Consider the following 26,356-nt stretch of genomic DNA (forward strand, 5'->3'; position numbering starts at 1 on the left):
AACTATTCCGTTAAAACTTCAGTTCTTGGGGCTGCTGAGCAGTATGAGGATGTGCAGCACCCGCATAGACTTTCAGCTTACGATACATGTCGCGACCCAGCGGGTTCTTCGGCAGCATGCCTTTAACCGCAGTCTCGATCACGCGCTCAGGAGCTTTAGCGATCAGCTTTTCGAAGTTGATCGACTTGATGCCGCCCGGGAAACCAGAGTGGGAGTAGTACATCTTGTCGGAGGTTTTAGCACCGGTAACGCGAACTTTCTCAGCATTGATAACAACGATGTAATCACCGGTATCAACGTGCGGAGTGTACTCAGGCTTGTGCTTGCCACGCAGACGGCTTGCGATCTCAGTAGCCAGACGACCCAGGGTCTGACCTTCAGCGTCGACGACATACCAGTCGCGCTTAACTGTTTCCGGTTTAGCAGTAAAAGTTTTCATTCTTTATAGCCTCAGGGGCCGCCCAGATAAATAAGACGGCGGATCTTACTGATTAGTGCGTACTTTGACAAGGTCAAAGGCAGCCGAAAACAGGCGCTATCGGGGGCTCGGGTCAGCGCGTCCGTCTTTCGGCAAGATTCTTCGGCAGGCGGGGCATCACTTCCACTGCAGAAAGAGGTGCGCAATTATGCAGATTATGCGGAGAATAGCAACCCGATTATCCAAAGCTTTTCGAGGAGTCATGTAATGGACTACCGCCAGTTAGGCCGTACCGACATCAAAGTCAGCAGTTTGTGCCTGGGCACCATGACCTGGGGACAGCAGAACACGGCCAGTGAGGGCATTGCTCAGATTGAGCGAGCCAAGGCGTATGGCATCAATATCATCGACACAGCCGAAATGTATCCGGTACCGCCCCGCCCCGAAACATACGGCAAGACCGAAGAGGTTATTGGCGAATACTTTCAGAAGAATGGAGACCGTGCCGACTGGGTGCTAGCGAGCAAAATTGCAGGCCCCGGCAATGGCATCGCCCACATTCGTGACGGCAACCTGAAGCACAACCGTGCACATATTGTTGCGGCTCTGGACGCCAGCCTTAAACGACTGAAAACCGACTGGATTGATGTCTACCAGCTACATTGGCCAGAGCGGCCGACCAACTTCTTTGGTCAACTGGGCTATCGCCACAATGAGACAGACTTCACGCCTTTGGAAGAAGTGCTTGAGGCGCTCGACGAGCAGGTGAAAGCCGGAAAAATCCGCTATATCGGTCTGTCCAACGAAACACCATGGGGCACCATGAAACTCCTGCAACTTGCCGAGCAGCATGGCTGGCCACGTGCGGTGTCGATTCAGAACCCATACAGCCTGCTCAATCGCACCTTTGAGGTGGGGCTGGCGGAAGTTGCCATCCGCGAGCAATGCGGACTACTGGCTTACTCCCCCCTGGCCTTCGGCATGCTGTCCGGCAAATACGCCAACGGTGCACGCCCAGATAATGCTCGCATCACATTGTTCAGCCGTTTTACTCGCTATACCAATCCCGAATCAGAGGCTGCATGCCAGCGCTACGTAGACCTGGCACACGAGCACGGACTGGATCCCGCACAAATGGCGCTGGCGTTTGTCACAGCCCAGCCATTCGTGACCAGCAATATCATCGGTGCCACCAGCCTGGAACAACTCGAAAGCAACCTGAAAAGCAGTGAGCTGACGCTCAGCGAAGAGGTGCTGACAGCAATCGAGGCCATCCATCGCTGTCAGCCGAACCCCGCGCCTTAAGTGTTAAAAACACAAAGCCCCGCTACGGCGGGGCTTTGTGCTAGCACCTGTTATTACAGCGAACGGGCAATGATTTCCTTCATGATCTCGTTGGTCCCGGCATAGATGCGCTGGACACGGGCATCAGCCCAGGCTCGGGCAATTGGGTATTCCCACATATAGCCGTAGCCGCCATGCAACTGCACGCACTCGTCGAGAACCTTACATTGCAGATCAGTGCCCCAGTACTTGAGCATCGCCGCAGTGGGGACATCTAGCTTGCGTTGCAGGTGCAGCTCAAGGCAGCGATCTACAAAAACGCGCCCCACCTGCACTTCCGTGGCAATCTCAGCCAGTTTGAAACGAGTGTTCTGGAAATCTGCTACGGCCTTACCGAACGCCTTGCGCTCACGGGTGTAATCCAGCGTCCACTTCAGCGCCGCTTCCGCCGAGGCGATTGCCCCGATACCAACGGTTAAACGCTCCTGAGGCAATTCCTGCATCAGGTAGGCAAAGCCCATACCGGCCTGGCCGAGCAGGTTTTCTTTCGGCACACGAACATCCTGAAAGAACAACTCGGAGGTGTCCTGAGCCTTCATGCCTACCTTTTCCAGGCGCTTGCCTTTGGAGAAACCCGGCGTTCCCGCCTCAACCAGGAACAGGCTAGTGCCCTTGGCGCCAGCTTTCGGATCGGTTTTAGCCACAACCACCACGAGATCAGCCAGCCAGCCATTGGTGATAAAGGTTTTGGAGCCGTTAATGACGTATTCATCGCCATCCAGGATCGCAGTGGTTTTGACACCTTGCAGATCCGAGCCTGCGCCCGGCTCGGTCATGGCAATAGCAGAAACCATTTCACCGCTGACCAACTTAGGCAGGTAGTGTTTTTTCTGCGCCTCGCTGCCGTAATGCAGGATGTACGGAGCAACGATGTCGGAGTGCAGAGAAAATCCGATCCCGGTCAGACCGAGGCGCGCGACCTCCTCAATCACAACAGCGCTGTAGAGGAAGTCAGCTGACATACCCCCGTATTCTTCCGGGATATGCGAGCACAGCATGCCCGCCTCACCTGCCTTGTTCCATAGCGCCCGGTCAATGTGCCCGTCCTTTTCCCACTGGTGATGATGTGGCACAGCGTCCTGTTCAAGGAACTTCCGTACACTGTCGCGGAATTGTTCATGTTCAGAGCTGTAGATTGTTCTTGGAATCATGGCATTACCTGCTGACTTAGGCGGTTTAGAATGGATTCGACTTTAGCCAAGCGCTTGCTTGGCAGCACTGGACACAAGCGACAAAAAATAAGACGATCCAGCCAGCGCATGACCACATAGCCTTAATTAAAAGAACAATATCCATGTCTACACAGTCTGCTAACCCGACTCCACGCGTGAGTATCCTGGCCACAGAAGGCGTTTTCGCTTCAACCCTGATGCAGGCCAAAGACTTTTTCCACCTAGCCAGCCTGCGGTACGGCAAGCAGTTGGGCAAAGGCCTTACCCCAACCTTTGACATCCGCCTGGTGAGCCCAGACGGACGGCCTGTACGAAGCTTCAGCGAAGTAATGATCCCTATCGACAGCGCACTGGACGAGGCTGATGTAATTATCCTGCCTGCGTTTTGGGACGACTTTGACTCACTCTTCCAACGCTACCCTAACGTGCTGGATTGGCTGAAACGCCGCCATGCTGCCGGTGCAGCCATTTGCGGCGAAGCCTCCGGGGTGTTCTGGATGGCTCAGGCGGGCCTGCTTGACGGCAAAGAAGCCACCACGTATTGGCGTTTTTTCAGCGAGTTCACTGCACGTTTTCCAAAAGTTCTGCTGAATCAGGAAAAACATCTGTCTGACGCCGATAACCTTTATTGCGCGGGCGGGGTCACTTCATCCTGCGACCTTTATATCTACCTGATTGAGCGTTTCTGCGGCCCGAGCGTGGCCCAGGGCGTAGCCCGCGACATCCTCTACGAAGTGCAGCGCAACTATGCGCCCGGGCGGATTGGTTTCGGCGGGCAGAAACTGCATCAGGACACCACCATCCTACAAATCCAGCAGTGGCTGGAAGATCACTTCGCCGACAAATTCCGCTTTGAAGATGTAGCCCGCGATCACGGCATGAGCATCCGCAACTTTATGCGCCGTTTTCAGAGCGCCACCGGCGACAAACCGCTGCATTACCTACAGCGCTTACGGATAGAAACTGCTAAAGGCTTGCTCAGCACCACACGCAAGAGCATCAAAACTATCAGCTACGAAGTGGGTTACGACGACGCCAGCTTCTTTGCGCGCCTGTTCCGTCACCACACAGAACTCTCCCCCAATCAATACCGGCGGCAGTTCCAGCATAAGGACAACCATTCTTAAGGTAGGCATCCTGCAGCACCGGACACAGCCTGCGTTGTGCGACTGACCATTGGATGGGTAGGCGGTCAGCGCAAGCACTCTATGATCGTGAAATCCCCCGGCGGGCACCTTGGCACCAGCGCCAAGACACTCGCCGGGGCAACACAACAATAACGATCAGGTACCTCCATGCGCCGCACGCTTATCGCCTTACTTGCCGCCTGCAGCTTCAGCGCTGTAGCCGCAGACAACTGGAAGCCCTTCCCATACGACCAGAGCAGCTTTGACTACAGCGGAGAAAAGCTGCAGCAGAATTGGCCAAAGCTCACGCGTGGCTTCGGCTCTGACTATCCGTTCCCGGATGCTCAGTGGGTGCTGGAAGCTGCCAGCCGTCACCCGCAACTGGTCAAAAACAGCGGTTTCAGTGGCAAGCCTGAGGATGCCGAAGTCTTCGCAGGAAAACTTCAGGACACCTGGCGCTTACTGTTCAAAGGCGAATTCTCCCAGGCCAAGCAACAGGGGATGGCTCTGGGTGAGGCCGGCCAAGTGCCAGCCATGTTTGCCCAAGTGATTTACGCCATGTATCTGGAGCCGAATAAGGAAACCAAGCACCGCCTGCTGGACGAAGTTATCGATGCAACGGACAAAGCCGGTGAATTGATCAATGAAGACAGCGTGGCTCTGTTCGGACGCACCTACGCCAAAGCCCGGATCGGCGAAGAAATCTCCGTAGCGGCCACCCTCGCCCGTGGCTACACCACTCAAATCCCGGCTGAACTGAAAGTCTTACTGGGCAAAAACCCACAGCATCCGTTTGCTCTGGCCCTGTACGGTGGTTATGACGCAGGCGTTATCCGCAAGGTGGGCAAGCTGGTTGGACGTATGACTTATGGGGCCACCCCGGACAACATGGAAAGCTACTTCAAGCGTAGCTTCCAGGCCCAAAGTGACCTGCCGATCAACCATTACGAATATGCCAACGCTCTGCACTATGTGTATGGCGACGACCAACAAGATAAAGCTATTGAGCACCTGAAGAAGGCCGTGGCGATCAAACCGATTACCGCCATGGAGGCGCTGGAAATCGCCCACGCGCAGAAGTTGCTCTATCAGCACGAGCAAAAGCTGGCCAAGCGCTGAGTTTCATTCGGCATGAGACAAAGGCTGCTTCGGCAGCCTTTGTCGCTTCTGAGCTAGCGCCTAACTGCGCTCACGAATCGCTTGCAGGGTCTGCGCCATTTTGGCAGCCGGAACCCGCTGCAAATCACACAGCAAACGGTGCGAGATATGGGCGATTCCGTGCCGCTCGCGCAACAAGGCCGCCATAAAGCAGGTCAGATTGGCGGCCATTTCCGCATCAGCCATAGCCCGGTGCGCCCGACCGGTATCCGGCAGGCCGATCCAACGGTTGAGCACTTCCAGCTTGTGGCTCGGGGCCTGAGGCAACAGGCGTCGCGCCAAGAGCAGAGAACACGCAAAGGCTTGTTCACGACGGCGACGTACCAGGGCCAGCTCAGCATCCCAGAACTTCTGATCAAAGCTGGCGTTATGGGCCATCAGCGGACGAGTTCCGACAAACTCGGCCACTTCTTGCATCACCTGAGCCGCTGGCGGGGCTGTGCGCAACATGGCATTGCTGATGCCGGTCAACTGCTCGATAAATGGCGGAACATAAGCCCCACTGTTCATCAGGCTTTGATAGCGATCGACAATTCTGCCGTCTTCAACAATGACCACCGCTATCTCAGTGGCCCGCGCCTGCTGAGCCGGCGACATGCCGGTGGTTTCAAAATCCAGAACCGCAATGGAGTCTGCAATCACCCTCAACTCCTCAGCAGCAGATGATCATCGATGGCCACATAGCGACTCGCCGCACGCACCAATGATTGTGCCGTCAGGCCCGGCACGCCATAGGCAACCGCCTCAACGCCAAAGCCATGACGCACCCGCTCCAGCAGCAGATCGAAGTCGCCATCGCCCGAAGCCAGCACGACCTCATCCACCCGCTGCGCAGCGTCCAGCACATCAATGGTGATGCCAACATCCCAGTCGCCTTTGGCCGAGCCATCACTGCGCTGAATGTAAGGTTTGAGCTTCACGGTAAAGCCCAAATTGCGCAGGATCTGCTGGAACTGCTGTTGTTTCTGATCACCACGGTCGATTGCATAGGCATAAGCCTCAACAATCTGCCCATGCTGGCTGATTTGCGCCCAGAACGCGGAGTAATTGAAATGACAGCCATACGCCTGGCGCACGGTGTAATAGAGGTTCTGCACATCGGCGAATACGGCAATCTTCTTCACCGCTACTCCTCTCAGGTGGGCCATACGAAGCAGAGAGTATGACAGATACACCCCGGTGAGCGGCGCACACTGCCTGGCAATTGGAGACCGGCCGAGGATCGGCTAGAGTTAGCGCTGTTTTTTATCCCTGCGATCCTCCATGAACCTGATTTCTATCTTGCGTGATGGCTGGTACTTCTACAGCCGCAACCTGCTCACCCTTGCCCTGCTCTGCCTGCCACTGATTACGCTGGAGGCCGCTCTCAGCCACCAAATGGCCGAGCTGGTAAGCGACAACACCCTGATACTGGCTCGCCTGGCGGTCAGCCTGGTGATCTACCCGCTGTACAGCGCACCGCTTATTCTGTTTCTGCAAGCACGCAGCCAGGGCCAACAGCCACGCATTCCCGATTTGCTTGCCGCAGGCTTGCGCTTCTGGCCCAGCTTTGCCCTGCTGACCGGCCTGTCCACCACCGCCATCATGCTCGGTGCGTCACTGTTTGTGCTGCCTGGACTGTGGCTGATGGTCAAACTGGCATTTGCCGAATACCTGCTAGTGGCTGAACGCCAGACACCGCTTCAGGCGCTGCACGAGAGTTTCAAACTCACCAACGGTTATTTCTGGCCGACACTGGGCTGTGTGCTGATCGTGATGCTGCCGCTGTGGCTTATGGACATGTGGAGTCAGAGTGATCCGGCAATCAGTGCAAATGCCGTCAAAAGCATCCTGATCGATAGCCTTAGCCGTTTCCTGCAACTATTCTCCAGCATTGTGCTGTTTCGCATGTTTATGCTGCTGTCGACACGGAAACCTACCGACTCATAACGACCGGTATCAAACAGGAATACCCAATGGCTGATCTCAACCCCTGCATCCTGTCTCACATTTCCATTGGCACTAACCAGTTTGAAAAAGCAGCGGCCTTTTATGATCAGGTGCTGGCCACTTTAGACTGCACACGCATCATGAGCCATCCAGGTGCCATTGCTTACGGCAAACTCTATCCAGAGTTTTGGTTGCAGATACCTGCTGACGGAAAACCTGCCAGCATCGGCAACGGCTACCATGTGGCATTCCAGGCCGACAGTCGCGAGGCTGTTGATCGCTTCTATGCAGCAGCCTTAGCCGCCGGTGCGCAAGATGATGGTCCGCCCGGCCCTCGCCCTGATTATGGCGCCCCCTACTACGGCTGCTTTGTACGGGATCTGGACGGCCACAAGATCGAAGCCACGTACTGGGACATGGCGCTGGGCGACACACTCGCCAACGAACCTCACCAACACTGACTCAAAGGCACAACAGAGCGACACGCTCAATTACCGTCGCCCTGTTGTAATTTCATCCCGGACAATCGCGGTAACAACGCCCGCTCAAACAAGCGCGGGAAAAATCGCGCCAGCAAACGCGCGCGCCAATCCACATTGGACAGCACCAGCAAGCGCCGCCGACGCACAGCCCCTCGATAGATGGCTTCAGCTACATCCTGTGCTGAGGCCACCTTGCCCATGGCCAGCGGTGGCTGCACGCTGACTGAGCCATCCCCCACCAACGCGTTTTTGCGTAAATCCGTGGCGGTAAAGCCCGGACACACCAGCATGACGTTGACCCCGGAGTCTTTAAGCTCAAATCGCAATGTCTCAAACAATCCATGCAAGGCATGCTTGCTGGCGTTATAGGCACTGCGATACAGCAGCGGAGCGAACCCAGACAGTGAACTGAGCACAATGACTTGGCCTTTGCGGTTGATCAGGCTTTCAAGTGCCGCCTTGGTGCAGTGCAGCGCGCCAAAATAGTTAACTGCCATGATGCGCTCAAAGACGGACAAATCCGTATCGGCAAAGCCGCTGCGATGGGTGATGCCGGCGTTGTTGACCAATACATCAATGCCGCCAAAGCGCTCAACTGTCATCGCCACGACACGCTGCACGGCCGCTGCGTCCGCCACGTCGCACACCAAGCCGATGGCCTCCGCGTTATGGTGATCAGCCAAATGCTGCACCAGGCTGTCGAGCTCGCTCTGATGCAAATCGATAATCACCAAACGCGCTCCGGCTTGCGCCAGCCTTACCGCCAGCGCACGACCAATGCCAGCACAACCACCCGTTATCAGCACCACCTTGCGATCGAACACCTTGCTCGCGAAGACTTTGCGGTACATAGCCCATCCCCCTGACAGCCACGCGCTGACGGTAATGCGTACCGCTCAGCCCGAGCAGCCGCTCACAAGACCATAGACCGCCAACACCTGCTCTAGCAAACCCACAAAGGTAAGCCCCCATTACGACCAAAGAGGGAGACGCAGTAAGCAACTAGGACTGGACAACCAAGATAGCTCTTAGCCATCCTTGATTAAAAAGTCCGACACACCTTACGGACAACAATAAAAGCCCTAAGAATGCGACTAATCACCTGCCTGACATGTGTTGCTGTATTGCATAGCAGCAATGGCGTTGCCGACGTTATTCATACGCCAAGGCCGCACGTGCATGTCGGTTTTTATGAGTTTGCCCCCTACAGCTATACCGACCAATCCAACCGCCCGCAGGGCAGCATCCTCGAGCTGACCGGCCGCCTGCTCAAGCGCGCAGGCTATGAGGCTGAATTTCGCTCCTACCCCAGCGCCCGCCTTTATCACGGTCTACAGGATGGCAGCATTCACATTTGGCCAGGTGCACCGGGTAAACCGGATCTGGTTGATTACACTCTGGAGAGCCAGAGCCTGATCGGGGAGATCCCGCTGAACCTGTATTTTCGCAGCGACATGCCCGCGCCAACGCTGCCCGGCGACCTCAAAAATCAACGGCTGATCCTGCTAAACGGCTACACCTACTGGCCGCCCATCAGCCAATGGCTAAATGATTCGGCACTAAACATTCAACAGTTGCGCACCAATACCCATGCTTCAGCGCTGGCCATGCTGCAACATCGCCGCGGGGATTACCTTCTCGACTATCAGGCACCGATCGAACTGGAGCGCAAACGCCAGAAAATAACCGAGCTCTCATATATCGAGCTGCAGCGCATCCCGTCGAAACTGGTGATTTCAAAAAAAGCGCCTGCTGCCGAAGAGCTGCGCAAGGCCTTGGATCAGGCCTACGAAATACTCCGAGCGGAAGGCGCTGACCTAAGTTTACGCTGACCTACTTTCGGGGTTTGGCCCGTGCTGTGGGCTCGGCAATCATCGGATCATCAGGCCAGTAGTGCTTGGGGTAGCGCCCCTTAAGGTCCTTCTTCACCTCAAGATAGGTATTGGCCCAGAAGCTGGCCAAATCCTGCGTCACCTGCACAGGGCGACGTGCCGGAGACAACAGGTGCAACTTGACGATCTGCCGGCCATTGGCAATGCGCGGCGTGTCCGCCAGACCAAACAGCTCCTGCAAGCGCACCGCCAGCACCGGCGGTTGCTCGGCATAATCAATCTGGATACGCGAGCCGGACGGCACCTGAAGCGTTCGAGGTGCCAGTTCATCGAGTTTCTGCGGCAGCGGCCAGGGCAACAGATTAAGCAGCAGGCCCGGCAAATCGAGATTGGCGAAGTGACTTAAACGCATGACCTTCCCCAGATACGGCTGCAGCCATTCTTCCAGGCTTGCCCTCAAAGCCGCATCGCTGACGTCCGGCCACTGGCTTTCACCACCACTGTCCAGATCAAGCTGGCGCAGCAGCGCCACCCGCGCCTGCCACTGACGCAGCTCCGGCGTCCATGGCAGCAACTCCAGTCCCTTGCGTCGCACCAGCCCGACCAGGGCCTGACTGCGCGACTGTTCATCCAGACCTTTGAGCTCTTCCCTAGCCAGCACCAGCTCGCCGACCTTACGCTGGCGCTCCGCGCGCAGTACGCCTTCGCGCTCATCCCAGTCTAAAACGTCCTGAGTAGTAAGCTGTTCTGCCAGCACCGTCTCGAACAGCTGCGGCTCCAGTTCAGCGGCCAGATAAATGCGCTCTTCACGTTGCCCCTGGCGACTGCCGAGGTCGGCCACCACTAGCCAGCGGTGTTTCATCAGCCCGTCCACATCCGCAAACTGAGCAGCACGGCCGTTGGCTAGTCGGTATTCCGCGCCGCCGTCACGACGCTGCTGTGCAACACGATCTGGATAGGCAAACGCCAGCAGTGCGCCCAGCCAGCGCGGGTGATCGGTATCGGTAACCGGTTTATCCACAGGTCGGTTTCTCAACAATCCTTGGAACTGTCGGGACAGTTGCCGCGCACGCTGCACGCCCCCTTGCGCACCACGCTCAGCCCGCGACTCACCGCTCAACACGGCAATCCGCGTATGCAGATCAGCGCCAGCGCCACGCAGAATGTCGCGTTCACTCAACAGCGCGGCCAGATCACAAGCCAGAGCCCCTAGCCCCAGCGCCTGTCCGCGCAGTAGCAGGTGGGCAATTCGAGGATGGGCAGGAAGCTCCGCCATGGCCTGACCATGGGCGGTAATCAGCCCCTGATCATCAACCGCGCCGAGGCGCTTGAGCAGCTCAAGGGCTTGGGCATAAGCGGCGGCAGGCGGGGGATCAAGCCAGACCAGCTCATTCGGCTGCACGCCCCAACGCACCAGCTGCAGCGCCAGCCCGGCCAGATCAGCCTGAACAATCTCCGCACTGTCGTAGGCATTCAGCTGCTCATGCTGACTCTGCGACCACAGTCGGTAGCAGGCGCCCGGCTCCATACGACCGGCGCGCCCCGCACGCTGCGTCGCAGAAGCGCGGGAAATGCGCTGGGTATCCAGGCGGGTCATACCGCTGTTCGGATCAAAACGCGGCACCCGCGCCAGCCCGGCGTCCACCACCACCCGCACGCCTTCAATGGTCAGACTGGTTTCGGCGATATTGGTGGCCAACACCACTTTGCGCTTGCCCGCCGGAGCCGGATCAATAGCGGCACGCTGGGCACTGAATTCCAGCTCGCCATGCAGCGGGCAGAGCAACACGTCTTCACGGCCAGCCAGCACCTGCTCAAGCTGCTCATTCACACGGCGAATCTCAGCCTGCCCCGGCAAAAACACCAGCACACTGCCCGGCTCATCCGCCAGCGCCTGCTGAACCGTCTGCACGACTTTGGGTTCGATCCACTCGCCACTCTGCCAGGGTGCGCCCCACCGGATATCCACCGGGAACATACGACCTTCGCTGCGCAACACCGGTGCATCGTTGAGCAGACCCGCCAGGCGTTCGCCCTCAAGGGTGGCGGACATCAGCAAGACCTTCAGCGGCGGCTCGCCGGAGTCGGCATCGCGGAACATGGCGCGGCCATTCAGGCACAGCGCCAGGGCCAGATCGGCATCCAGACTGCGTTCGTGAAATTCGTCAAAGATGACCAGTCCGACGCCTTCTAATGCCGGGTCATCCTGCAGACGACGGGCCAGAATACCCTCAGTGACGACCTCTATGCGGGTATCCGGGCCAACCTTGCTCTCCAGACGAATGCGATAGCCCACCGTCTGCCCAACCTTTTCGCCCAGTTCACTGGCCAGTCGCTCTGCGGCGGCCCGTGCAGCCAGACGCCTCGGTTCCAGCATGATGATCTGCTGCCCGGCCAGCCACGGCTGATCCAGCAATGCCAATGGCACGCGCGTGGTTTTACCGGCTCCGGGCGGGGCTTCAAGCACCACCTCATCACGTTGGGCGAGGGCCTGACGCAAATCAGGTAAGAGGACATCGATAGGCAGAGTGTTCATTCAGGCTCCATTCAAGGGGCACGATTATAACGATGAAACCTGAGGCCAATCGCGTAGTCCAGATACTGCTTTTTCACTAGTAAAAATGTCGTAGCAACAGCGGCATTGTTATAGTTCGCACTTCTGCAATCGGAGATGTTCAATGCGCACCAGATCCCGTGTTGTCGGTGGCTTTCTCGTCGCCACACTCGTTACCCAACTCACAGCTTGCGGCACCCTTTTCTACCCTGACCGACGTGGCCAGATCGACGGCAAGGTCGATCCACTGATTGTCGGCCTGAATGCTGTAGGCATTCTGTTTTATGTCATTCCGGGGCTAATCGCCTTCGGCGTGGACTTCGCCACTGGCGCCATCTACCTGCCGGATAACAAGGTCTCCCAGGTTGACCCCGAGCAACTGAATAAACTGGTAGATGCCAGCGGCAAGGTAGACCTGGACGGGCTTAAGGCCCTGATTCTCACCGAGACTGGCCACAATCTACCGCTGGATGATCCGCGGCTGATCCAGCACAGCGGCAGCGTTGAGCAACTGGCGGCTTACGCTGTACGCCCACTAAGCTGACTACGACACCCACGTGGGTCAGACCAATACGGCTGACCCACTCCAACAAGCGTCCCGAGCAGGTGCCTCTCTTGAGCACAACGTCTAACCTTGCACGACTCATGCGCCTGGCCTCGCTGGCTGCCCTGATTACAGCCCTGACGTTGGCCTTAGCCAAAGGTGTGGCGTGGTGGCTGAGCGGTTCGGTCAGTCTGCTGGCGGGGCTTACCGACTCACTGCTCGACGGCGCAGCCTCGCTGCTCAACCTGCTGGCCGTGCATTACGCCCTGCGCCCGGCTGACGACGATCACCGTTACGGCCATGGCAAAGCAGAAGCGCTGGCCGGTCTTGGCCAGGCCCTGTTTATTGGTGCCAGTGCGGTGCTGGTGGGTAGCCACGCGGTTGACCGGCTGCTTAACCCCGAGCCGGTAACAGCCTCAACCCTCGGTATTGCAGTGATGGTGTTGTCGCTGCTGATGACCGTTGCTTTGCTGACGTTCCAACGCTATGTGGTCAAGCAGACCGGCTCCACAGCCATCCGCGCCGACTCTTTGCATTACCGCTCTGATCTGCTGCTCAACAGCAGCATTCTGGTAGCGCTGCTGCTGGCCAGCTTCGGCTGGCCCCAAGTGGATGCGCTGTTTGCAATCGGCATTGCCCTCTACATTTTCTGGAGTGCGCTGACGATTGTGCGCGAAGCGGCCAAAGTACTGATGGATCAGGAACTGTCCACAGAAGTTACCGCGCAGATGCAAACCATTGCCTGCGCCGTACCCGGTGTGATCGGTATACACGATCTGCGCACCCGTCTTTCAGGCACTCACTGGTTCGTACAAATGCACGTTGAGCTTCCCGGCAACTTGCCACTGATCCAAGCCCATGACATCTGTGAACAAGTGGAGAAAGCCATCGTCGATCAATATCCACGAGCGGAAGTATTGATCCATGCTGACCCTCACAGCGTGGTGAAACACCACCCTTAAACGCATTTATAGAGTATTTACTCTAATCGCCCTACACTCGCTCCTGTCGATTGCCTTAAAACAACAACAAAAGGAGCAACACCATGACGTTAAGCGCCGTAGCCCTACTTGGGTTGATTGCCTGGACTCTGCTGTTGGTTGTCCTGCTGGTGAGTCAGCGCGGCCTTTGGGTGCTGAGCGGCAAGATGGCCGTCAATGCCTTCCGCGCAGACGGCAGCAATGCCCCGAGCGCGTTCGGCCAGCGCCTGGTCCGGGCCCATGCCAACTGTCTGGAAAACTTGCCTCTGCAGGCAGGCGTGCTGCTGTATGCGATGGTCACGGCCCAGACCGCACTGACCGATCCACTGGCATTAACCCTGCTGGCGGCCCGCTTGATACAGTCCTTCATGCACTTGCTCAGCACCCACCCACTGTTTGTCTGGCTGCGCTTTGTCGCCTTTTTCGCGCAGGTGCTGATTCTTATCTGGTGGTTGCTGCAACTAAGTGGCCTGGCTGGCTAAATCGCAGGCACAAAAAAGGGAGACCTTAAAAAGTCTCCCTTTTTTGCAAGTCCGTCATTATGGCGTTGGTAACACCTTTTCTTCGCCTGCCTGATTGGGCAGTGCGGACCCGGGTGCCGTGACGATCCGGTGGGATCGGCGGCTACCGCTCACCTGATTGGGCGATACGGCTGGACGCATCGTCCGGGCCTTGAAACTGAGGTAAAGCTTACGCCTGCTGCGCTAAAGAAAGATTGCTAATATTGCTCACCTGCCATAACGATTAGCAATTTTAATCCAATTAATGGAGAATTTACGCAATATCTACAAAGGAGCCAAATAGAATGGACAAACTGGACCGCTACGACCTCAACATCCTTGCTGAATTACAGCGAGATGCGACCCTTTCCAATCAGGAACTGGCAGAGCGTATCGGCCTGTCTCCTTCGCCCTGCTCGCGCCGGGTCAAGCAGCTGGAAGATGACGGCTACATCCTCAAGCAGGTCGCACTGCTAGACCGCAAACGCTTGGGGCTGAGCCTGACGGCTTATGTTCTGATCGGTATGGATCGCCATACACCCGAGCGTTTCGAGCACTTCCAGGAAGAAATCCGCAAATGCCCCGAGGTCCTGGAGTGCAGCCTTATTACCGGGATGGATGCGGACTACCAGCTCAAGGTTGTGGTGCCCGACATGGATCACTATCAGAAACTGCTGCTGGGCACGCTGACGCGTATCGAAGGCGTTTCCAGCGTGCGTTCAAGCTTCGTTTTGCAGCAGGTACTGTCCTCAACGCAGCTGCCGCTGGGGCATTTGCGTACCTGACACACATCGTCGCATAGGTCCTGATAAGGCCCATTACTCTGCTTTTATGAGGTATATGGTCTGCAACGTCGCGATTATTGCCCTGCTAAGCGTATAATCGCCGACTTCTTGCTGTGCCTTGCGTGGTGCCCATAAGAGTTCCGAACTCATTACTAATACCAGCAACTGCCACCTCTGCCGCTTCCGGCAACACAGCCTGTCACTCTGGCAAACGAGGTTGCGATGGAACCCGAGCTGTTTGAAGAACTGATGATGACCGGCCTGATCGGCGGTCTGGTCCTGTTTATGGCCTTTATCGTCTGGGATCTGGCGAAGAAGTCCAAAGCTGGACGCTTCGGCACCATGATCCTGTTTTTAGCGTTAGGGCTCGGTGTCCTCGGTTTCCTGATCAAAACTTTCGTTATTGCCGGGCTGGAAGGCGTCTAGCCCCGTCTGTAGTCCCAATTTCACCGTCCTGGTTGCCCTGTGCGACCTAGAATCGTATTGCTTTGGAGAGACCATGAAAGCCACTGACCGCGTCATGCAGAGCTATGGCCGCTGCTGTGCGAGCCCTGATTTTTTTGATGCTTTTTACCGTCACTTCCTCGCATCATCGCCACAGATCCGTGAGAAGTTCACCAGCACCGACATGACTGCCCAAAAGCAGCTACTGCGTCAGGGCATTCTCAACCTGGTCATGTACGCACGTGGCATGCCGGATACCAAGCTGCGCGCGCTGGGCGAATCCCACTCGCGTTTCAAACTCGACATCCGCCCGGAAATGTATGACCTGTGGATTGATGCCCTGCTGGCGGCCATCAGCGAGCACGATAAAGAGTTTTGCAGTGAATCACGCCATGCCTGGCTGGAAGTGCTGAACAAGGGCGTTAACGTGATCAAGGCTGGTTACTGATCAACCGAGCCGGGCCGGCACTTCCCGCCATTGTCCCGGCTCCAGCCCATCCAGCGCGAAAGGCCCGATCCGCACCCGCACCAAACGCAGCGTCGGTAAGCCAACTGCCGCGGTCATGCGTCTTACCTGACGATTGCGCCCCTCACGTATCACCAGCTCTAGCCAGCTTGTGGGAATACTCTTGCGAAAGCGCACCGGCGGGTTGCGCGGCCACAGCTGCGGCTCATCCAGCGGCCTCGCCTCAGCGGGCAATGTCTGCCCGTCATTCAGCTGCACACCGTCGCGCAGTTGCTGTAATTGCGCTTCAGTTGGCTCCCCCTCGACCTGCACCCAGTAGGTTTTCGGCAGTTTGTGTTTGGGGTCTGCAATCTGTGCCTGCAAGCGGCCGTCATTGGTCAACAGCAGCAAGCCTTCACTGTCGCGGTCTAGTCGGCCGGCCGGGTAAACCCCTTTTACGTCGACATAGTCCTTGAGCGTGGCGCGGCCCTGATCATCGTTAAACTGGGTCAGCACATCGAAGGGCTTGTTCAGCAACAATAAACGCGGCTCAACCGGCGCAGCCTTGGCGACACGACGCGGCGCAGCAGTGCGTGAAGCAGAACGGGGTTTGCTGGCAGGACGTGATGGACGCGACATGATTACTCTGTACGGATGTGAAAGGTCGCCAGTTTAACCGAGACTAACCACCCTCGCAGATACAGGATTATCGCCATGCGCATTGAAACTCCCACCGCTGCGGAGCTGCCCCGCCTTGTGGATATCTGGGAAGCGGCCGTTCGGGCCACCCACGACTTTCTCCCGGAGGCCGATCTGCAGTTAATCAAACCCTTACTGATCAGCCAGTATTTCCCTAACGTGCAACTGATCTGCATCCGGGATGAGCAGGGCGAGATTGCAGGCTTTGGCGGATATGCAGATGGCAAGGTGGAAATGCTCTTTGTCGCCCCAGAGGCCCACGGCAAAGGCTTGGGCAAAGCGCTGCTACATGATGCCATCAACCGCCTTGGCGCGACTGAGGTTGACGTTAATGAACAGAACCCGAAAGCCGTGGCTTTCTACCTCAACCAAGGCTTTGAAGTGACCGGCCGCTCACCGCTGGATGGCGGCGGCCGGCCCTTCCCGATTCTGCATCTGAAGCTCGCTGCACACCGCGATTAACGGAACGGCGGCTCGTCAAAGCTGCGCAGTTTGCGTGAGTGCAGTGACGTCACCTGCCCGCGCAGCAGTTCCAGCGCAGTAATGCCGATGTGCAGGTGCTGAGTCACCGCCCTCTCGTAGAACGCACCAGCGGCACCGGGCAGTTTGATCTCGCTGTGCAGAGGCTTATCTGACACACACAGCAAGGTCCCGTACGGAACACGCAAGCGATACCCCTGAGCGGCGATGGTGCCGCTTTCCATATCCACCGCCACCGCGCGAGACAAGTTGATCAACGGCCGTTCCTGCGCCCAACGCAGCTCCCAGTTGCGGTCGTCATAAGTCAGTACAGTGCCGGTACGCAGGCGTTTCTTCAGCTCATCGCCTTCTTCACCAGTGACCTGCTTGGCCGCCTCCTGCAAGGCCTGCTGCACTTCGGCCAGCGCTGGCAACGGAATATTCGGCGGCAGCACACGATCGAGAATGCCGTCGCGACGCATGTAAGCGTGGGCCAATACGTAGTCGCCGATGGTCTGCGACTGACGCAGACCGCCGCAGTGGCCAATCATCAGCCAGCAATGCGGGCGCAGCACGGCCAGGTGATCGGTGATGTTTTTGGCGTTGGACGGGCCGACGCCGATATTGACCAGGGTTATGCCGTGGCCATCATCGCTTTTCAGGTGATAGGCCGGCATCTGATAGCGGTGCCAGACCACTGTCTCGATAATCGCCTGCATCTCGTCTTCGGGCATGCCACGCTTCACCACCACGTTGCCCGGAAGCACCATCTGACTGAAGCGCGAGTCGCTCTGAAGCACATCCAGACCATGACGGATGAACTGATCCACGTAGCGGTGATAGTTGGTCAGCAGAATCCAAGGCTGTACATGACGCCAGTCGCTGCCGGTGTAATGCACCAGACGGCGCAGAGAGAAATCCGTGCGGGCCGCGTCGAACAGCGCCAGCGGTAAGGTTTCACGGCTTTCCCAATCTTCCAGTCCATCTGCGATGCCGTCGGTCGCGGCGGACAGATCCGTGCTTGGAAACACCCGCGCCAACTCAGCAGCAGTCACGCCCTTTCCACCCAGCTCGTCACCCTGCTCAACCACATACGGATACGGGATGTTTTGCTCGCTCAAGCCTACTTCCAGCTGCACGCTGAACTCCGCCAGCAACGGGCGCAGTTGCTCCAGCAAATATTTGCGGAAGGCCTCGGGCTGGGTCACGGTGACCCGGTACATCCCCGGCACCTGGACCTTAGCGAACGCCCGCACACTGGCCGGAACTTCTTCCAGGCAGGCATAGTGCAGACGCAACTCGGGATAGCGGAACAGCCGCTGCTGATCCGCTGTTGGACGCTCCCGATTCGCCAGATAAGCCTTCAACGCCTGACGCAACGCCTGACTGGCCTGTTGATAAAGTGCGATAAGCCGGTCGACAGCCTCTTCGGCACTGCTGACCGCTACAAAGTCCGAATCTGACGACATACATTGCTCCCTTTCTAATGAGTGCTGGCAATCTCTCACAGACCAGAATGCCCCAGCCATGTTCAATCGTCAGTCAGTAATTGACCCTAGGTACGTATGTGCCTAGACTGCCGGCCTTTTCCGCCGTATCCCCGCAAGATGTTGCCTTTCATATCCCCGACCTGTGCGACTCACCCGAGTCCCGCCTGGCTATGCCGCACCTGGCCCCGCGATGCTCTGCAACGCCGGCGCCGTAGCGTGCTCTTTGCGTTTACCTTCTCGCCTCACTGCTAAACAGCCTGAGTTGTTATCTCCCTAGTCATCGCACCAGTGCGATGTCGGTCTGTTTTTGTCTTGCCCAAAAGGCTGAGTCGGTTATGAATCGCTGGTTGTTATCGCTGTTAATTTTTTCTGCATCGGTTGTGGGTCTGAGTATGGGCTCCACTTTGCCGCTCGTTTCGCTGCGCCTGCATGAAGCCGGAGCGAGCACTCTGCTGATTGGTCTGATCAGTGCCATTCCTGCTGCTGGGATGATTCTCGCCGCACTTCTGACAAAGCCTCTGACTCAACGCTTCAGTGGCCGTCATCTTTATATAGCCTGCTTTGCGGTGTGCGCGGTCAGCGTCGCTGCGCTGGAGTTGTTCCACGAATCCCTGGTATGGCTCGCTGTTTCACGCTTGTTGCTGGGCGTGGCGATGGGCATAGCTGTGATTCTGGGCGAATCCTGGGTCAATGAGCTGTGTGAAGAAAACCGCCGGGGCCAGATTGTTGCGCTGTATGCGGCCAGCTTTACCGGCTTTCAGTTGGCTGGTCCGGCACTGATCAGCCTGTTCGGCGCTCAAAGTCCGCTACTGGTGACTCTGGTCACATTGGCCAACCTTATTGCACTGATCCTAATTGCCCGTTACCTGCCCGCCCAATCGGGCGCGGAGAATGAAAGCGAACAGCGCAGTTTCTCCCTCATCGGCTTTATAAAGATCGCCCCGGCGTTGTGTATCGGTGTGCTGTTCTTTGCCTTCTTCGATGCCGTCGTGCTTTCGCTGTTTCCGGTTTACGCCAGCAGCCACGGCTATGCCCTTGGCGTTGCTGCGTTGATGGCGAGCATTATTCTGGCTGGCGACATGGTGTTTCAGGTGCCGCTGGGTTGGCTCAGCGACCGCCTCGACCGGCGCAGTTTGCATTTGCTGTGCGGAGTGGTGACGTTGAGCATCGGCGCGGCGCTGCCGTGGCTCATCGGCCAGAGCCATTTGCTCTGGCCTGCACTGGTACTGATAGGTGCAGCAGCCGGCGGCATTTACACACTGGCGCTGGTGTTGATCGGACAGGATTTTCGCGGCAGCGATCTGGTCACCGCCAATGCCTGCGTCGGCATGCTTTGGGGTATCGGCAGCCTGAGCGGCCCGTTGCTCAGCGGTGTCCTGATGAATAGCGGTTCCCACGGCCTGCCACTGGCACTGAGTCTGGCTGCCAGCGTGTTCGTCGTGGCAGCCATATTGAGTTTGGGCGGGGCTCGAAGGATTCGCGCCAGCGCCCAATAAAACTCAGGCCAGCCGCACTGGCCTGAGTGCCTGCGTTACAGCACAGCCGGTGTGCTACGGGCCAGAAGCGCTTCAACATCCACACCACGCTCAAGCGTGCCGTAAACCCGTGACTGGCGGGCAATGCGGCTGCCAATAAAGGCGTCAGAGACGGTGCTGTTGCCCGCCTCCAGCAGCAGCTTGGCCTGCAGCCCAACGGCCATGTCCTCGGTCAGTTGACGGGCACGGTACTGGATGTCCGAGGTATCGCTGAAGGCCTTTTTCAGTTGCTGAATGTGCCCAGCCAGGGCGCGATCGCCGTGACCATCGCCCAGCTCGTGGAACAGCGCATCGAGCACGCCCGGCTCCTTCGACAGTGCACGCAGCACATCCAGACACTGCACGTTGCCGGAGCCTTCCCAGATCGAGTTGACCGGCGCTTCACGGTACAGGCGCGGCATGATGGTTTCTTCCACATAACCGGCCCCGCCCATGCACTCGCTGGCTTCGGCGACCATTTCCGGTGCGCGCTTGCAGATCCAGTATTTACCAACCGCCGTCACCAGACGGGCGAACTTGGCTTCCTGTTCGTCATGTGGGTTATCCAGTGCCTTGCCCATGCGCAGGGTCAGCGCCAGTGCGGCTTCGCTTTCCAATGCCAGATCAGCCAACACGTTCTGCATCAGCGGCTGCTCAGCCAGAACACGTCCGCCGACTTTGCGGTTGGCGCAGTGATGACTGGCCTGAGTCAGAGCCTGACGCATCAGCGAGCTGGAACCCATCATGCAATCGAAACGGGTCATGGCGACCATTTCGATAATGGTCGGCACGCCACGCCCTTCTTCACCCAGCATCCAGGCCAGCGCACCACGGTATTCGATCTCACTGGAAGCGTTAGCCCAGTTACCCAGCTTGTTTTTCAGGCGCTGGATATAGAACTGATTGCGCGTTCCATCCGGACGATGGCGCGGCACGAGGAAGCACGTCAGGCCTTTTTCAGTTTGCGCCAAGGTCAGGAAGGCATCGCACATGGGCGCGGAACAGAACCACTTGTGCCCGACCAGCTCATACAGCTGCCCCGGCCCACCAACACCAACCGGATAGGCGCGCGTAGTGTTAGCACGCACGTCGGTGCCGCCCTGCTTCTCGGTCATGGCCATGCCGATAGTCACGCCGGCTTTCTGCTCCATCGGCACGTTACGCGGGTCGTATTCGGTCGCCAGAATCTTTGGCAGCCACTTTTCTGCCACATCCGGCTGCAGCTTGATTGCAGGCACAGCTGCAAAGGTCATGGTCAGCGGGCAGCCCGAAGCGGCTTCAGCTTGGCTGTGCAGGTAACCCAAACCGGCCCGAACCACGTTCGCCCCCTGAATCGGCTGAGTCCAGGGCAGCGACGGTAAACCGTGTTCAATCGCTGCCTTCATCAGCTCGTGGTAGGCCGGATGAAAATCCACCTGATCAATGCGATTACCGTAGCGGTCATGAGTACGCAAAGTCGGTTTGTGCTCATTGGCGAGAAAACCGGCCGCCATCAGCGGACCGCCGGCCAAGGCACCGTAAGCATTCAGACGCTCCTCGCCCCAGGCACCGCCAAAGCGGGCAATCCACTCCTGCAAGGGCAAGTCGATGCGATACAGGTTGGCACCGTCCAGAGAAGGCACCTGATTGAACACTTCATGGGTTTCAGCGTATTGGCTGGCATTCATCACTGAGCTTCCTTGGCGCCGACGGCGCGCAGACAAAAGGTGACAAGGGCCTGGCTGACCTCCTCCAGGCTTGGGGTGGGATAACCGGCCTCACGTACCGCACGGGCCTGAGGCGACAACGGCCCGACCAATGCTTCAGCAATGGCACCGACCAGACAGGCCGAAACAAGGTTGACCGGTTGGGCGCAGAATGCGCCTTGCTCCAGTCCTTCTTGCAGCAGCTGAGCAAACAGACCGGCGTAGGCTTCACGAAAACGCAGGCGCTGCTCATCTACCTCCGGCTCAACCGGTTCGGCAATCAGAGCAAAGGCCAATTGGCGACTGTTCCAAGCCCGCGCAGCAAAGCGCTCCACGCCCTGGCGCAGACGCAGGGACGGGTCGCCCGATGCAGCGATTACTGATTTAAGGGCATCCACCTCTCTCTGACTGGCCACCGCAAAGACGGTCGCGGCCAGGCTGCCCTTACCGGCAAAGTGGCGATACAGGCTGCCGGTGGCGATCCCCACCTCTTCAGCCAACGCCTGCATGGTCAACGCCGCAAATCCATCTTCAGCAACGCGCTCCAGCGCACAGGCGATGATGCGCTCACGAAGAGCCTGATCGCGGTCGATACGGACAGCTGTGGTGCGGTACGCCATAGTCTGAACCCTGATTCATTCTTTAATCAGTGAATCAGGATTCATATCTTGCTAAAAGGGTGATTCCGGGCAGAAATAGCGTCGTTTCGGCCAGCTGACGATGGGGCGACACTCAACCAGATCGGCTCAAAACCCAGTCATTCAAGCTGCTACGCAACTGTTCAAAACGCACGGGTTTGATCAGATAGTCGCTCATCCCTGCTGCCACATAGCGCGCGCGACTATCGCGGCTTTCATGGCTAGTCAGGGCCAACACCGGCAGCATTTCACAGCCGGGTATCTGGCGCAGCATACGGCAGGTGGCAAAGCCGTCCATACTGGGCATCTGCACGTCCAGTAATACCGCGTCGATCCGCCCACTGCTTAACATCTGCAGGGCCTGCTCACCACTCTCTGCGCAGAGCACCTGGTAACCAAGACGCAGCAACATCCCCCGCAACAGCAGGCGGTTCACAGGATTAGCCTTCACCAGCAAGACGGTGCAATCTTGCGGTTGCCTCAGCACCGGCCCGCTATTTTTCGAAGCCGCAACTGCCTCAACCTTCTTGGGCACCACAAGATTGGGCAGGGTGATGACAAAACGACTACCCTGCCCCGGTCTCGAGTCATGGCTCAACTTGCCCCCGATCAGCATGACCAGTTGCCTGCAGATAGCCAGACCGATTCCCAGGCCTCCGTATGCTCTGGAGTTGGAACCATCCAGTTGCTGAAAGCGCTGATACAGCTTGTCTTGCCCATCGACCTCAAAGCCGACGCCACTGTCAGTCACTTCAATCAACAGCGGTACTGCCGCAGCATCGCCGGGCCCTGCCCCGAAGCTCAGATGGACCCAGCCGCTGTGGGTGAATTTCAGGGCGTTATCCAGCAGGCAATTGACGCTTTGCACAATCATGCTGGCATCACCTTCGAACAGATCAGGCAAGTCTTCATCCACGCTCACCGTGAAATCCAATCCCTTCTCGCTGGCCCGCTGCTGATAGTTCAGCCTAAGCCCCTCAGCCAAACCGCGCAGACTAAATGGCTCATGGCGGGGGTAACGGCGACCTGCCTGTAGTTCTGTCAGGTGAAGAATGTCATTCACCATCCCCATCATGCTCTTGGCCGAGGTAGAAGCGGTTCGGTGGTACTGAGCCAGCTCTGGTTCCATTGGCTCGGTCTGCATCAGCTCGAGCGATCCCAGAACGCCGACCATAGGCGTGCGCAGTTCGTGAGTGACGGTAGACAGAAACTGGTCCTTGAGAATGTTGTTATCAGCCAGCTCGCGGTTCAGCGCTTCGAGCTTGATGCTGGTCTCCTGAAGAATGCGCGCCCGCTCTTCCTTCATCCCGTTAATGCGGTCAGCCAGCGCCAGCGACAGCAGACTGACCTCCAGAACACAACCAATCTGACTGGAGTTCATCGTCAATATATTGGAGGGAACCACACCGATCCCCATCAGAGCACTGACCAGCGAGCCAATCAGCATCGCCGTCCAGGCAATGATGAAATAGCGCGCAACACGCATGCCCTTGAGCCAGGCCATAACACCGCAGATAAACCCTGTGATCGTGCAGATAAGTGTCAGGTAAGTGGCCAGCAGCATCGGCAAACGATAGTCCGCCACCAAGCTCATCAGCATGATGATGGCTGATACCGTCATCATGAAAATCAGAAAGCGGTCCATCCATATGCTGTGCTCAGACATATGCAGGAATTTGCGCACGAACTGAGCCCCGAACAGACAGGAAGAGGCGATCCAGAACGGCATGGACATATTGACCCAGGCCGGGCTTTCCGGCCACAACAGCTCTGTGGAAAGCCCCTTCAGCGTCATCAGATACAAACCGAAAGACGAAATATAAAGGATGTAATAGAGGTAGCTGATGTCCCGCACACTGATAAAGATGAACAGGTTGTATACCGTCATCACCACCAATATTCCAAAGAACCCACCCAGCAGATAGTGCCAGACTGGCAGTTCCTCCAGATATGCCTTGGGCGACCATAGATTAAGCGGAACTAACAAAACCCCTTGGGTTTGAATGCGCAGGTAAACGGTCTGAGTGCGGCCGGGCTCCAGCTGCAATTCAAAGACATAGTTGCCACGTTTTATGTTCCGGCTGGAGTACGGCAGCGTATCGCCGGTTTGCTCCCTGAGACGGAAATGTCCGTCAGCATCCGCCATATAAAGGCGCACATCATCCAGTGGCGGATAACTCAGCACCAACCACCAGGGGTGAGTTTGCCCAGCCCCAGTCGGCTGATATTCCAAATCAACCCTGACCCAAAAAACCGATGATGACAGGCCCGCATTCAAGGTCTGTACGGGATGTCGGCGAAACTGCCTCTGCATCGTACTGGACGTTACATCCTCGATCGTGGTGTCACCCCGCACATCTTCGAACACCATCATCTTCTGCCCCAGAGGCAATACACGCGTGGTCTCGTCAAAGACCACGGCCTGCGCCCAGACTGGCAACATCAAAAGAAGGCAAAGGACGATATAAGGCATACAACGCATTCTGTTCTTGTAGTCGTACGGAAGTAATAAGTTCCGAGTTCAAAGGACTCTAGCACAGGCTGAAACAGGAACCATGCAGTCACGTAAACAGGTCCTCAATGCTGATTTGTTTTATAGTGCCGAGCCGTCCGCTGCCACATTTTTGATACGTTCGTTTTAGTCCCAGTCAGCGGCCAGTTCCACACGGTTTGGTGGTAAGCTCGCCTCCCATGAAAACACCTACTTCTCGCCCTGTAGTTCTCTGCTTGTCCGGTCACGACCCCATTGGCGGTGCTGGCCTGCAGGCAGATATCGAAGCCCTTCTGGCTCAAGGCTGTCATGCCGCACCGGCTGTAACTGCCCTGACCGTTCAGGACACCGTCAACGTCTCCGACTTCCGCGTACTCGACCGCGACTGGGTGCTGGCCCAGGCCAACGCGATCATCGATGACGTCCAGGTTGAGGCGGTCAAACTCGGCATGCTGGGTTCGGTCGAGATGGTCGACACCGTCCTTGAGATCATGCAGCGCTTGCCCGGTGTGCCGCTGGTATGCGATCCGGTCCTGCGCGCAGGCGGCGGTGGTGCACTGGGTAAAGATGAGGTCGGCTTCGCGATGCGTGAGCGGCTGTTCGCAGCCTCGACGATAGCCACCCCTAATCTGCCCGAAGCCCGCATCCTGGCAGATCTGCCCGATGGCAGCGCCGATGAGTGTGCAGAAAAACTGCTGCCCTACATTCGTCACCTGCTGATAACCGGCGGCCATGGCGATGAGCAAGAAGTGCACAACCGCTTATACAGCCGTGACGGCAGCCTGCACACCTTCATTTGTCAGCGCCTGCCCGGCAGTTATCACGGTTCAGGCTGCACACTGGCCAGTACACTCGCCGGTCGGCTGGCCCTTGGGCAGGAGTTGGTCAGTGCTGTCGAGTTCGCCCTGGACTACACTTGGCGCACATTGCGCGATGCCGAACAACCCGGACACGGCCAGTACATCCCTCGCCGTTTGCCTCTGGACTTCAGCTAAAAGGAATCGCTGCAATGAAATTGCGTGGCCTTTACGCCATCACCGATACCCAGCTCCTGAGCGGCCGCCTGATCCCCTACGTTGAAGCTGCCCTGAAAGGCGGCGCGCGCCTGCTGCAGTACCGTGACAAGAGCAGCGAAGATGCCCGCCGCCTGCGCGAGGCCGAAACTTTGCGCGAATTGTGCGAGCGGTACGGTGCCAAACTGATCATCAATGACGACGCCGAACTGGCTGCGCGTCTTGGCGTCGGCCTGCATCTGGGCCAGGGCGACGGCTCGCTCTCGGTCGCCCGCGCCCTGCTCGGCCGCCAAGCGATTATCGGCAGTACTTGCCACAGCCAGATGGAGCTGGCCGATGCAGCCGTACAGGAAGGTGCAAACTACGTCGCCTTCGGCCGCTTCTTTAACTCCAACACCAAACCCGGCGCACCTTCAGCCAGCCTTGAGTTGCTGGATGAGGCCCGCGCCCGCCTGTCACTGCCCATTGTGGCCATTGGCGGCGTAACCCTGGAGAACGCACCACAGCTGATCGCCCACGGCGCCAGCATGCTGGCAGTGGTCCAGGGCCTGTTTGCGGCCGACACAGCGGCCGAGGTGGAACGCCGCGCCGAAGCGTTCAGCCAACTATTTGCCACCCATTAATATTTTCCGGGCCAATGCCCAACCTGATAG

At 57.6% G+C, this 26,356-nt stretch carries 27 protein-coding genes; 16 read left to right on the top strand and 11 right to left on the bottom strand.

From position 1 onward, the window contains the following. Window positions 1-10 precede the first annotated feature (10 nt). Entirely contained in the window at window positions 11-439 is a 429-nt protein-coding gene (rplM, locus tag AO726_RS04835) for a 50S ribosomal protein L13 (RefSeq protein WP_058066903.1), read from the bottom strand. Window positions 440-685: 246 nt separating this feature from the next. Between rplM and AO726_RS04840 the strand changes: the two genes are divergently transcribed. Beyond that, window positions 686-1,723: an NADP(H)-dependent aldo-keto reductase gene (locus AO726_RS04840; protein WP_058066904.1), complete on the top strand. Its 1,038-nt coding sequence runs from the start codon at window positions 686-688 to the stop codon at window positions 1,721-1,723. A 53-nt stretch (window positions 1,724-1,776) separates the two neighbouring features. Here the strand turns inward: AO726_RS04840 and AO726_RS04845 are convergent, their stop codons facing one another. Then, window positions 1,777-2,913 carry an acyl-CoA dehydrogenase family protein gene (locus AO726_RS04845; protein WP_058066905.1) on the bottom strand — a complete coding sequence of 379 codons (1,137 nt, stop codon included), beginning with the start codon at window positions 2,911-2,913 and terminating at the stop codon, window positions 1,777-1,779. 218 nt (window positions 2,914-3,131) lie between these two features. On the opposite strand from AO726_RS04845, the gene AO726_RS04850 reads away from it, so the two are divergent. Both AO726_RS04850 and AO726_RS04855 read left to right on the top strand, forming a co-directional pair. Continuing rightward, window positions 3,132-4,061: a GlxA family transcriptional regulator gene (locus AO726_RS04850; RefSeq protein WP_177330540.1), complete on the top strand. Its 930-nt coding sequence runs from the start codon at window positions 3,132-3,134 to the stop codon at window positions 4,059-4,061. Between the two features lie 168 nt (window positions 4,062-4,229). Continuing rightward, the gene (locus AO726_RS04855; protein ID WP_058066907.1) at window positions 4,230-5,180 is read left to right on the top strand and encodes a hypothetical protein; all 951 of its coding nucleotides are present in this window, start codon (window positions 4,230-4,232) and stop codon (window positions 5,178-5,180) included. Window positions 5,181-5,240: 60 nt separating this feature from the next. Here AO726_RS04855 and AO726_RS04860 read toward each other — a convergent pair whose 3' ends face one another. Together AO726_RS04860 and AO726_RS04865 are read right to left on the bottom strand one after the other, a co-directional pair. Next, window positions 5,241-5,858, bottom strand: a complete 618-nt coding sequence (locus tag AO726_RS04860; protein ID WP_082629059.1) for a 3'-5' exonuclease — start codon at window positions 5,856-5,858, stop codon at window positions 5,241-5,243. Window positions 5,859-5,863: 5 nt separating this feature from the next. After that, window positions 5,864-6,367, bottom strand: coding sequence for a LabA-like NYN domain-containing protein (locus AO726_RS04865; RefSeq protein WP_177330533.1), 504 nt, complete (start codon window positions 6,365-6,367; stop codon window positions 5,864-5,866). A 115-nt stretch (window positions 6,368-6,482) separates the two neighbouring features. On the opposite strand from AO726_RS04865, the gene AO726_RS04870 reads away from it, so the two are divergent. After that, complete coding sequence (locus AO726_RS04870) at window positions 6,483-7,148, top strand: YciC family protein (RefSeq protein WP_058066909.1); 666 nt, start codon at window positions 6,483-6,485, stop codon at window positions 7,146-7,148. Between the two features lie 26 nt (window positions 7,149-7,174). Next, window positions 7,175-7,609 (top strand): VOC family protein, encoded by a 435-nt coding sequence (locus AO726_RS04875; RefSeq protein ID WP_058066910.1) that lies wholly within the window; start codon window positions 7,175-7,177, stop codon window positions 7,607-7,609. A gap of 26 nt (window positions 7,610-7,635) precedes the next feature. Here AO726_RS04875 and AO726_RS04880 read toward each other — a convergent pair whose 3' ends face one another. Further along, the gene (locus AO726_RS04880; RefSeq protein WP_058066911.1) at window positions 7,636-8,481 is read right to left on the bottom strand and encodes an SDR family oxidoreductase; all 846 of its coding nucleotides are present in this window, start codon (window positions 8,479-8,481) and stop codon (window positions 7,636-7,638) included. 273 nt (window positions 8,482-8,754) lie between these two features. On the opposite strand from AO726_RS04880, the gene AO726_RS04885 reads away from it, so the two are divergent. Next, a complete protein-coding gene (locus AO726_RS04885) occupies window positions 8,755-9,462 on the top strand; it encodes a substrate-binding periplasmic protein (RefSeq protein WP_241492048.1) in 708 nt (235 codons plus the stop codon). Between the two features lies 1 nt (window position 9,463). Here AO726_RS04885 and hrpB read toward each other — a convergent pair whose 3' ends face one another. Beyond that, window positions 9,464-11,998 carry an ATP-dependent helicase HrpB gene (hrpB, locus tag AO726_RS04890; RefSeq protein ID WP_058066913.1) on the bottom strand — a complete coding sequence of 845 codons (2,535 nt, stop codon included), beginning with the start codon at window positions 11,996-11,998 and terminating at the stop codon, window positions 9,464-9,466. 142 nt (window positions 11,999-12,140) lie between these two features. Between hrpB and AO726_RS04895 the strand changes: the two genes are divergently transcribed. The 6 genes from AO726_RS04895 to AO726_RS04920 all read left to right on the top strand — a co-directional run bounded on the left by AO726_RS04895 (window position 12,141) and on the right by AO726_RS04920 (window position 15,717). Further along, window positions 12,141-12,560 (top strand): hypothetical protein, encoded by a 420-nt coding sequence (locus tag AO726_RS04895; protein WP_058066914.1) that lies wholly within the window; start codon window positions 12,141-12,143, stop codon window positions 12,558-12,560. 101 nt (window positions 12,561-12,661) lie between these two features. Beyond that, window positions 12,662-13,522, top strand: coding sequence for a cation diffusion facilitator family transporter (locus AO726_RS04900; RefSeq protein WP_152987242.1), 861 nt, complete (start codon window positions 12,662-12,664; stop codon window positions 13,520-13,522). Window positions 13,523-13,605: 83 nt separating this feature from the next. Next, window positions 13,606-14,022 (top strand): MAPEG family protein, encoded by a 417-nt coding sequence (locus tag AO726_RS04905; protein WP_058066916.1) that lies wholly within the window; start codon window positions 13,606-13,608, stop codon window positions 14,020-14,022. A gap of 323 nt (window positions 14,023-14,345) precedes the next feature. After that, entirely contained in the window at window positions 14,346-14,825 is a 480-nt protein-coding gene (locus AO726_RS04910; RefSeq protein WP_058066917.1) for an Lrp/AsnC family transcriptional regulator, read from the top strand. Between the two features lie 222 nt (window positions 14,826-15,047). Next, window positions 15,048-15,251, top strand: a complete 204-nt coding sequence (locus AO726_RS04915; RefSeq protein ID WP_058066918.1) for a DUF2788 domain-containing protein — start codon at window positions 15,048-15,050, stop codon at window positions 15,249-15,251. Between the two features lie 73 nt (window positions 15,252-15,324). After that, window positions 15,325-15,717, top strand: a complete 393-nt coding sequence (locus AO726_RS04920; protein WP_058066919.1) for a globin — start codon at window positions 15,325-15,327, stop codon at window positions 15,715-15,717. On the opposite strand, the gene AO726_RS04925 is transcribed toward AO726_RS04920, so the two are convergent. Next, window positions 15,718-16,353 (bottom strand): pseudouridine synthase, encoded by a 636-nt coding sequence (locus AO726_RS04925; protein WP_058066920.1) that lies wholly within the window; start codon window positions 16,351-16,353, stop codon window positions 15,718-15,720. A 75-nt stretch (window positions 16,354-16,428) separates the two neighbouring features. On the opposite strand from AO726_RS04925, the gene AO726_RS04930 reads away from it, so the two are divergent. Then, the gene (locus AO726_RS04930) at window positions 16,429-16,875 is read left to right on the top strand and encodes a GNAT family N-acetyltransferase (RefSeq protein ID WP_177330534.1); all 447 of its coding nucleotides are present in this window, start codon (window positions 16,429-16,431) and stop codon (window positions 16,873-16,875) included. On the opposite strand, the gene amn is transcribed toward AO726_RS04930, so the two are convergent. Next, window positions 16,872-18,401 carry an AMP nucleosidase gene (amn, locus tag AO726_RS04935; RefSeq protein ID WP_241492049.1) on the bottom strand — a complete coding sequence of 510 codons (1,530 nt, stop codon included), beginning with the start codon at window positions 18,399-18,401 and terminating at the stop codon, window positions 16,872-16,874. The two genes, AO726_RS04930 and amn, sit on opposite strands and share 4 nt — an antisense overlap. Before the next feature lie 296 nt (window positions 18,402-18,697). Between amn and AO726_RS04940 the strand changes: the two genes are divergently transcribed. Then, on the top strand, window positions 18,698-19,858 hold the full coding sequence (locus tag AO726_RS04940; RefSeq protein WP_058066923.1) for an MFS transporter: 1,161 nt from the start codon (window positions 18,698-18,700) through the stop codon (window positions 19,856-19,858). A gap of 35 nt (window positions 19,859-19,893) precedes the next feature. Here AO726_RS04940 and AO726_RS04945 read toward each other — a convergent pair whose 3' ends face one another. From AO726_RS04945 to AO726_RS04955, 3 genes are all read right to left on the bottom strand, one after another. Next, complete coding sequence (locus tag AO726_RS04945; protein WP_058066924.1) at window positions 19,894-21,543, bottom strand: acyl-CoA dehydrogenase family protein; 1,650 nt, start codon at window positions 21,541-21,543, stop codon at window positions 19,894-19,896. Then, window positions 21,543-22,181 (bottom strand): TetR/AcrR family transcriptional regulator, encoded by a 639-nt coding sequence (locus AO726_RS04950; protein ID WP_058066925.1) that lies wholly within the window; start codon window positions 22,179-22,181, stop codon window positions 21,543-21,545. Before AO726_RS04950 ends, AO726_RS04945 begins: the two co-directional genes overlap by 1 nt. 112 nt (window positions 22,182-22,293) lie before the next feature. Beyond that, a complete protein-coding gene (locus AO726_RS04955) occupies window positions 22,294-24,672 on the bottom strand; it encodes a hybrid sensor histidine kinase/response regulator (RefSeq protein ID WP_058066926.1) in 2,379 nt (792 codons plus the stop codon). Window positions 24,673-24,890: 218 nt separating this feature from the next. Between AO726_RS04955 and AO726_RS04960 the strand changes: the two genes are divergently transcribed. Next, window positions 24,891-25,685, top strand: a complete 795-nt coding sequence (locus AO726_RS04960) for a bifunctional hydroxymethylpyrimidine kinase/phosphomethylpyrimidine kinase (protein WP_058066927.1) — start codon at window positions 24,891-24,893, stop codon at window positions 25,683-25,685. A 14-nt stretch (window positions 25,686-25,699) separates the two neighbouring features. Next, on the top strand, window positions 25,700-26,326 hold the full coding sequence (thiE, locus tag AO726_RS04965) for a thiamine phosphate synthase (protein WP_058066928.1): 627 nt from the start codon (window positions 25,700-25,702) through the stop codon (window positions 26,324-26,326). Window positions 26,327-26,356: the final 30 nt, after the last annotated feature.

Source organism: Pseudomonas sp. TTU2014-080ASC, from assembly GCF_001446935.1.
Lineage (GTDB): Bacteria > Pseudomonadota > Gammaproteobacteria > Pseudomonadales > Pseudomonadaceae > Aquipseudomonas.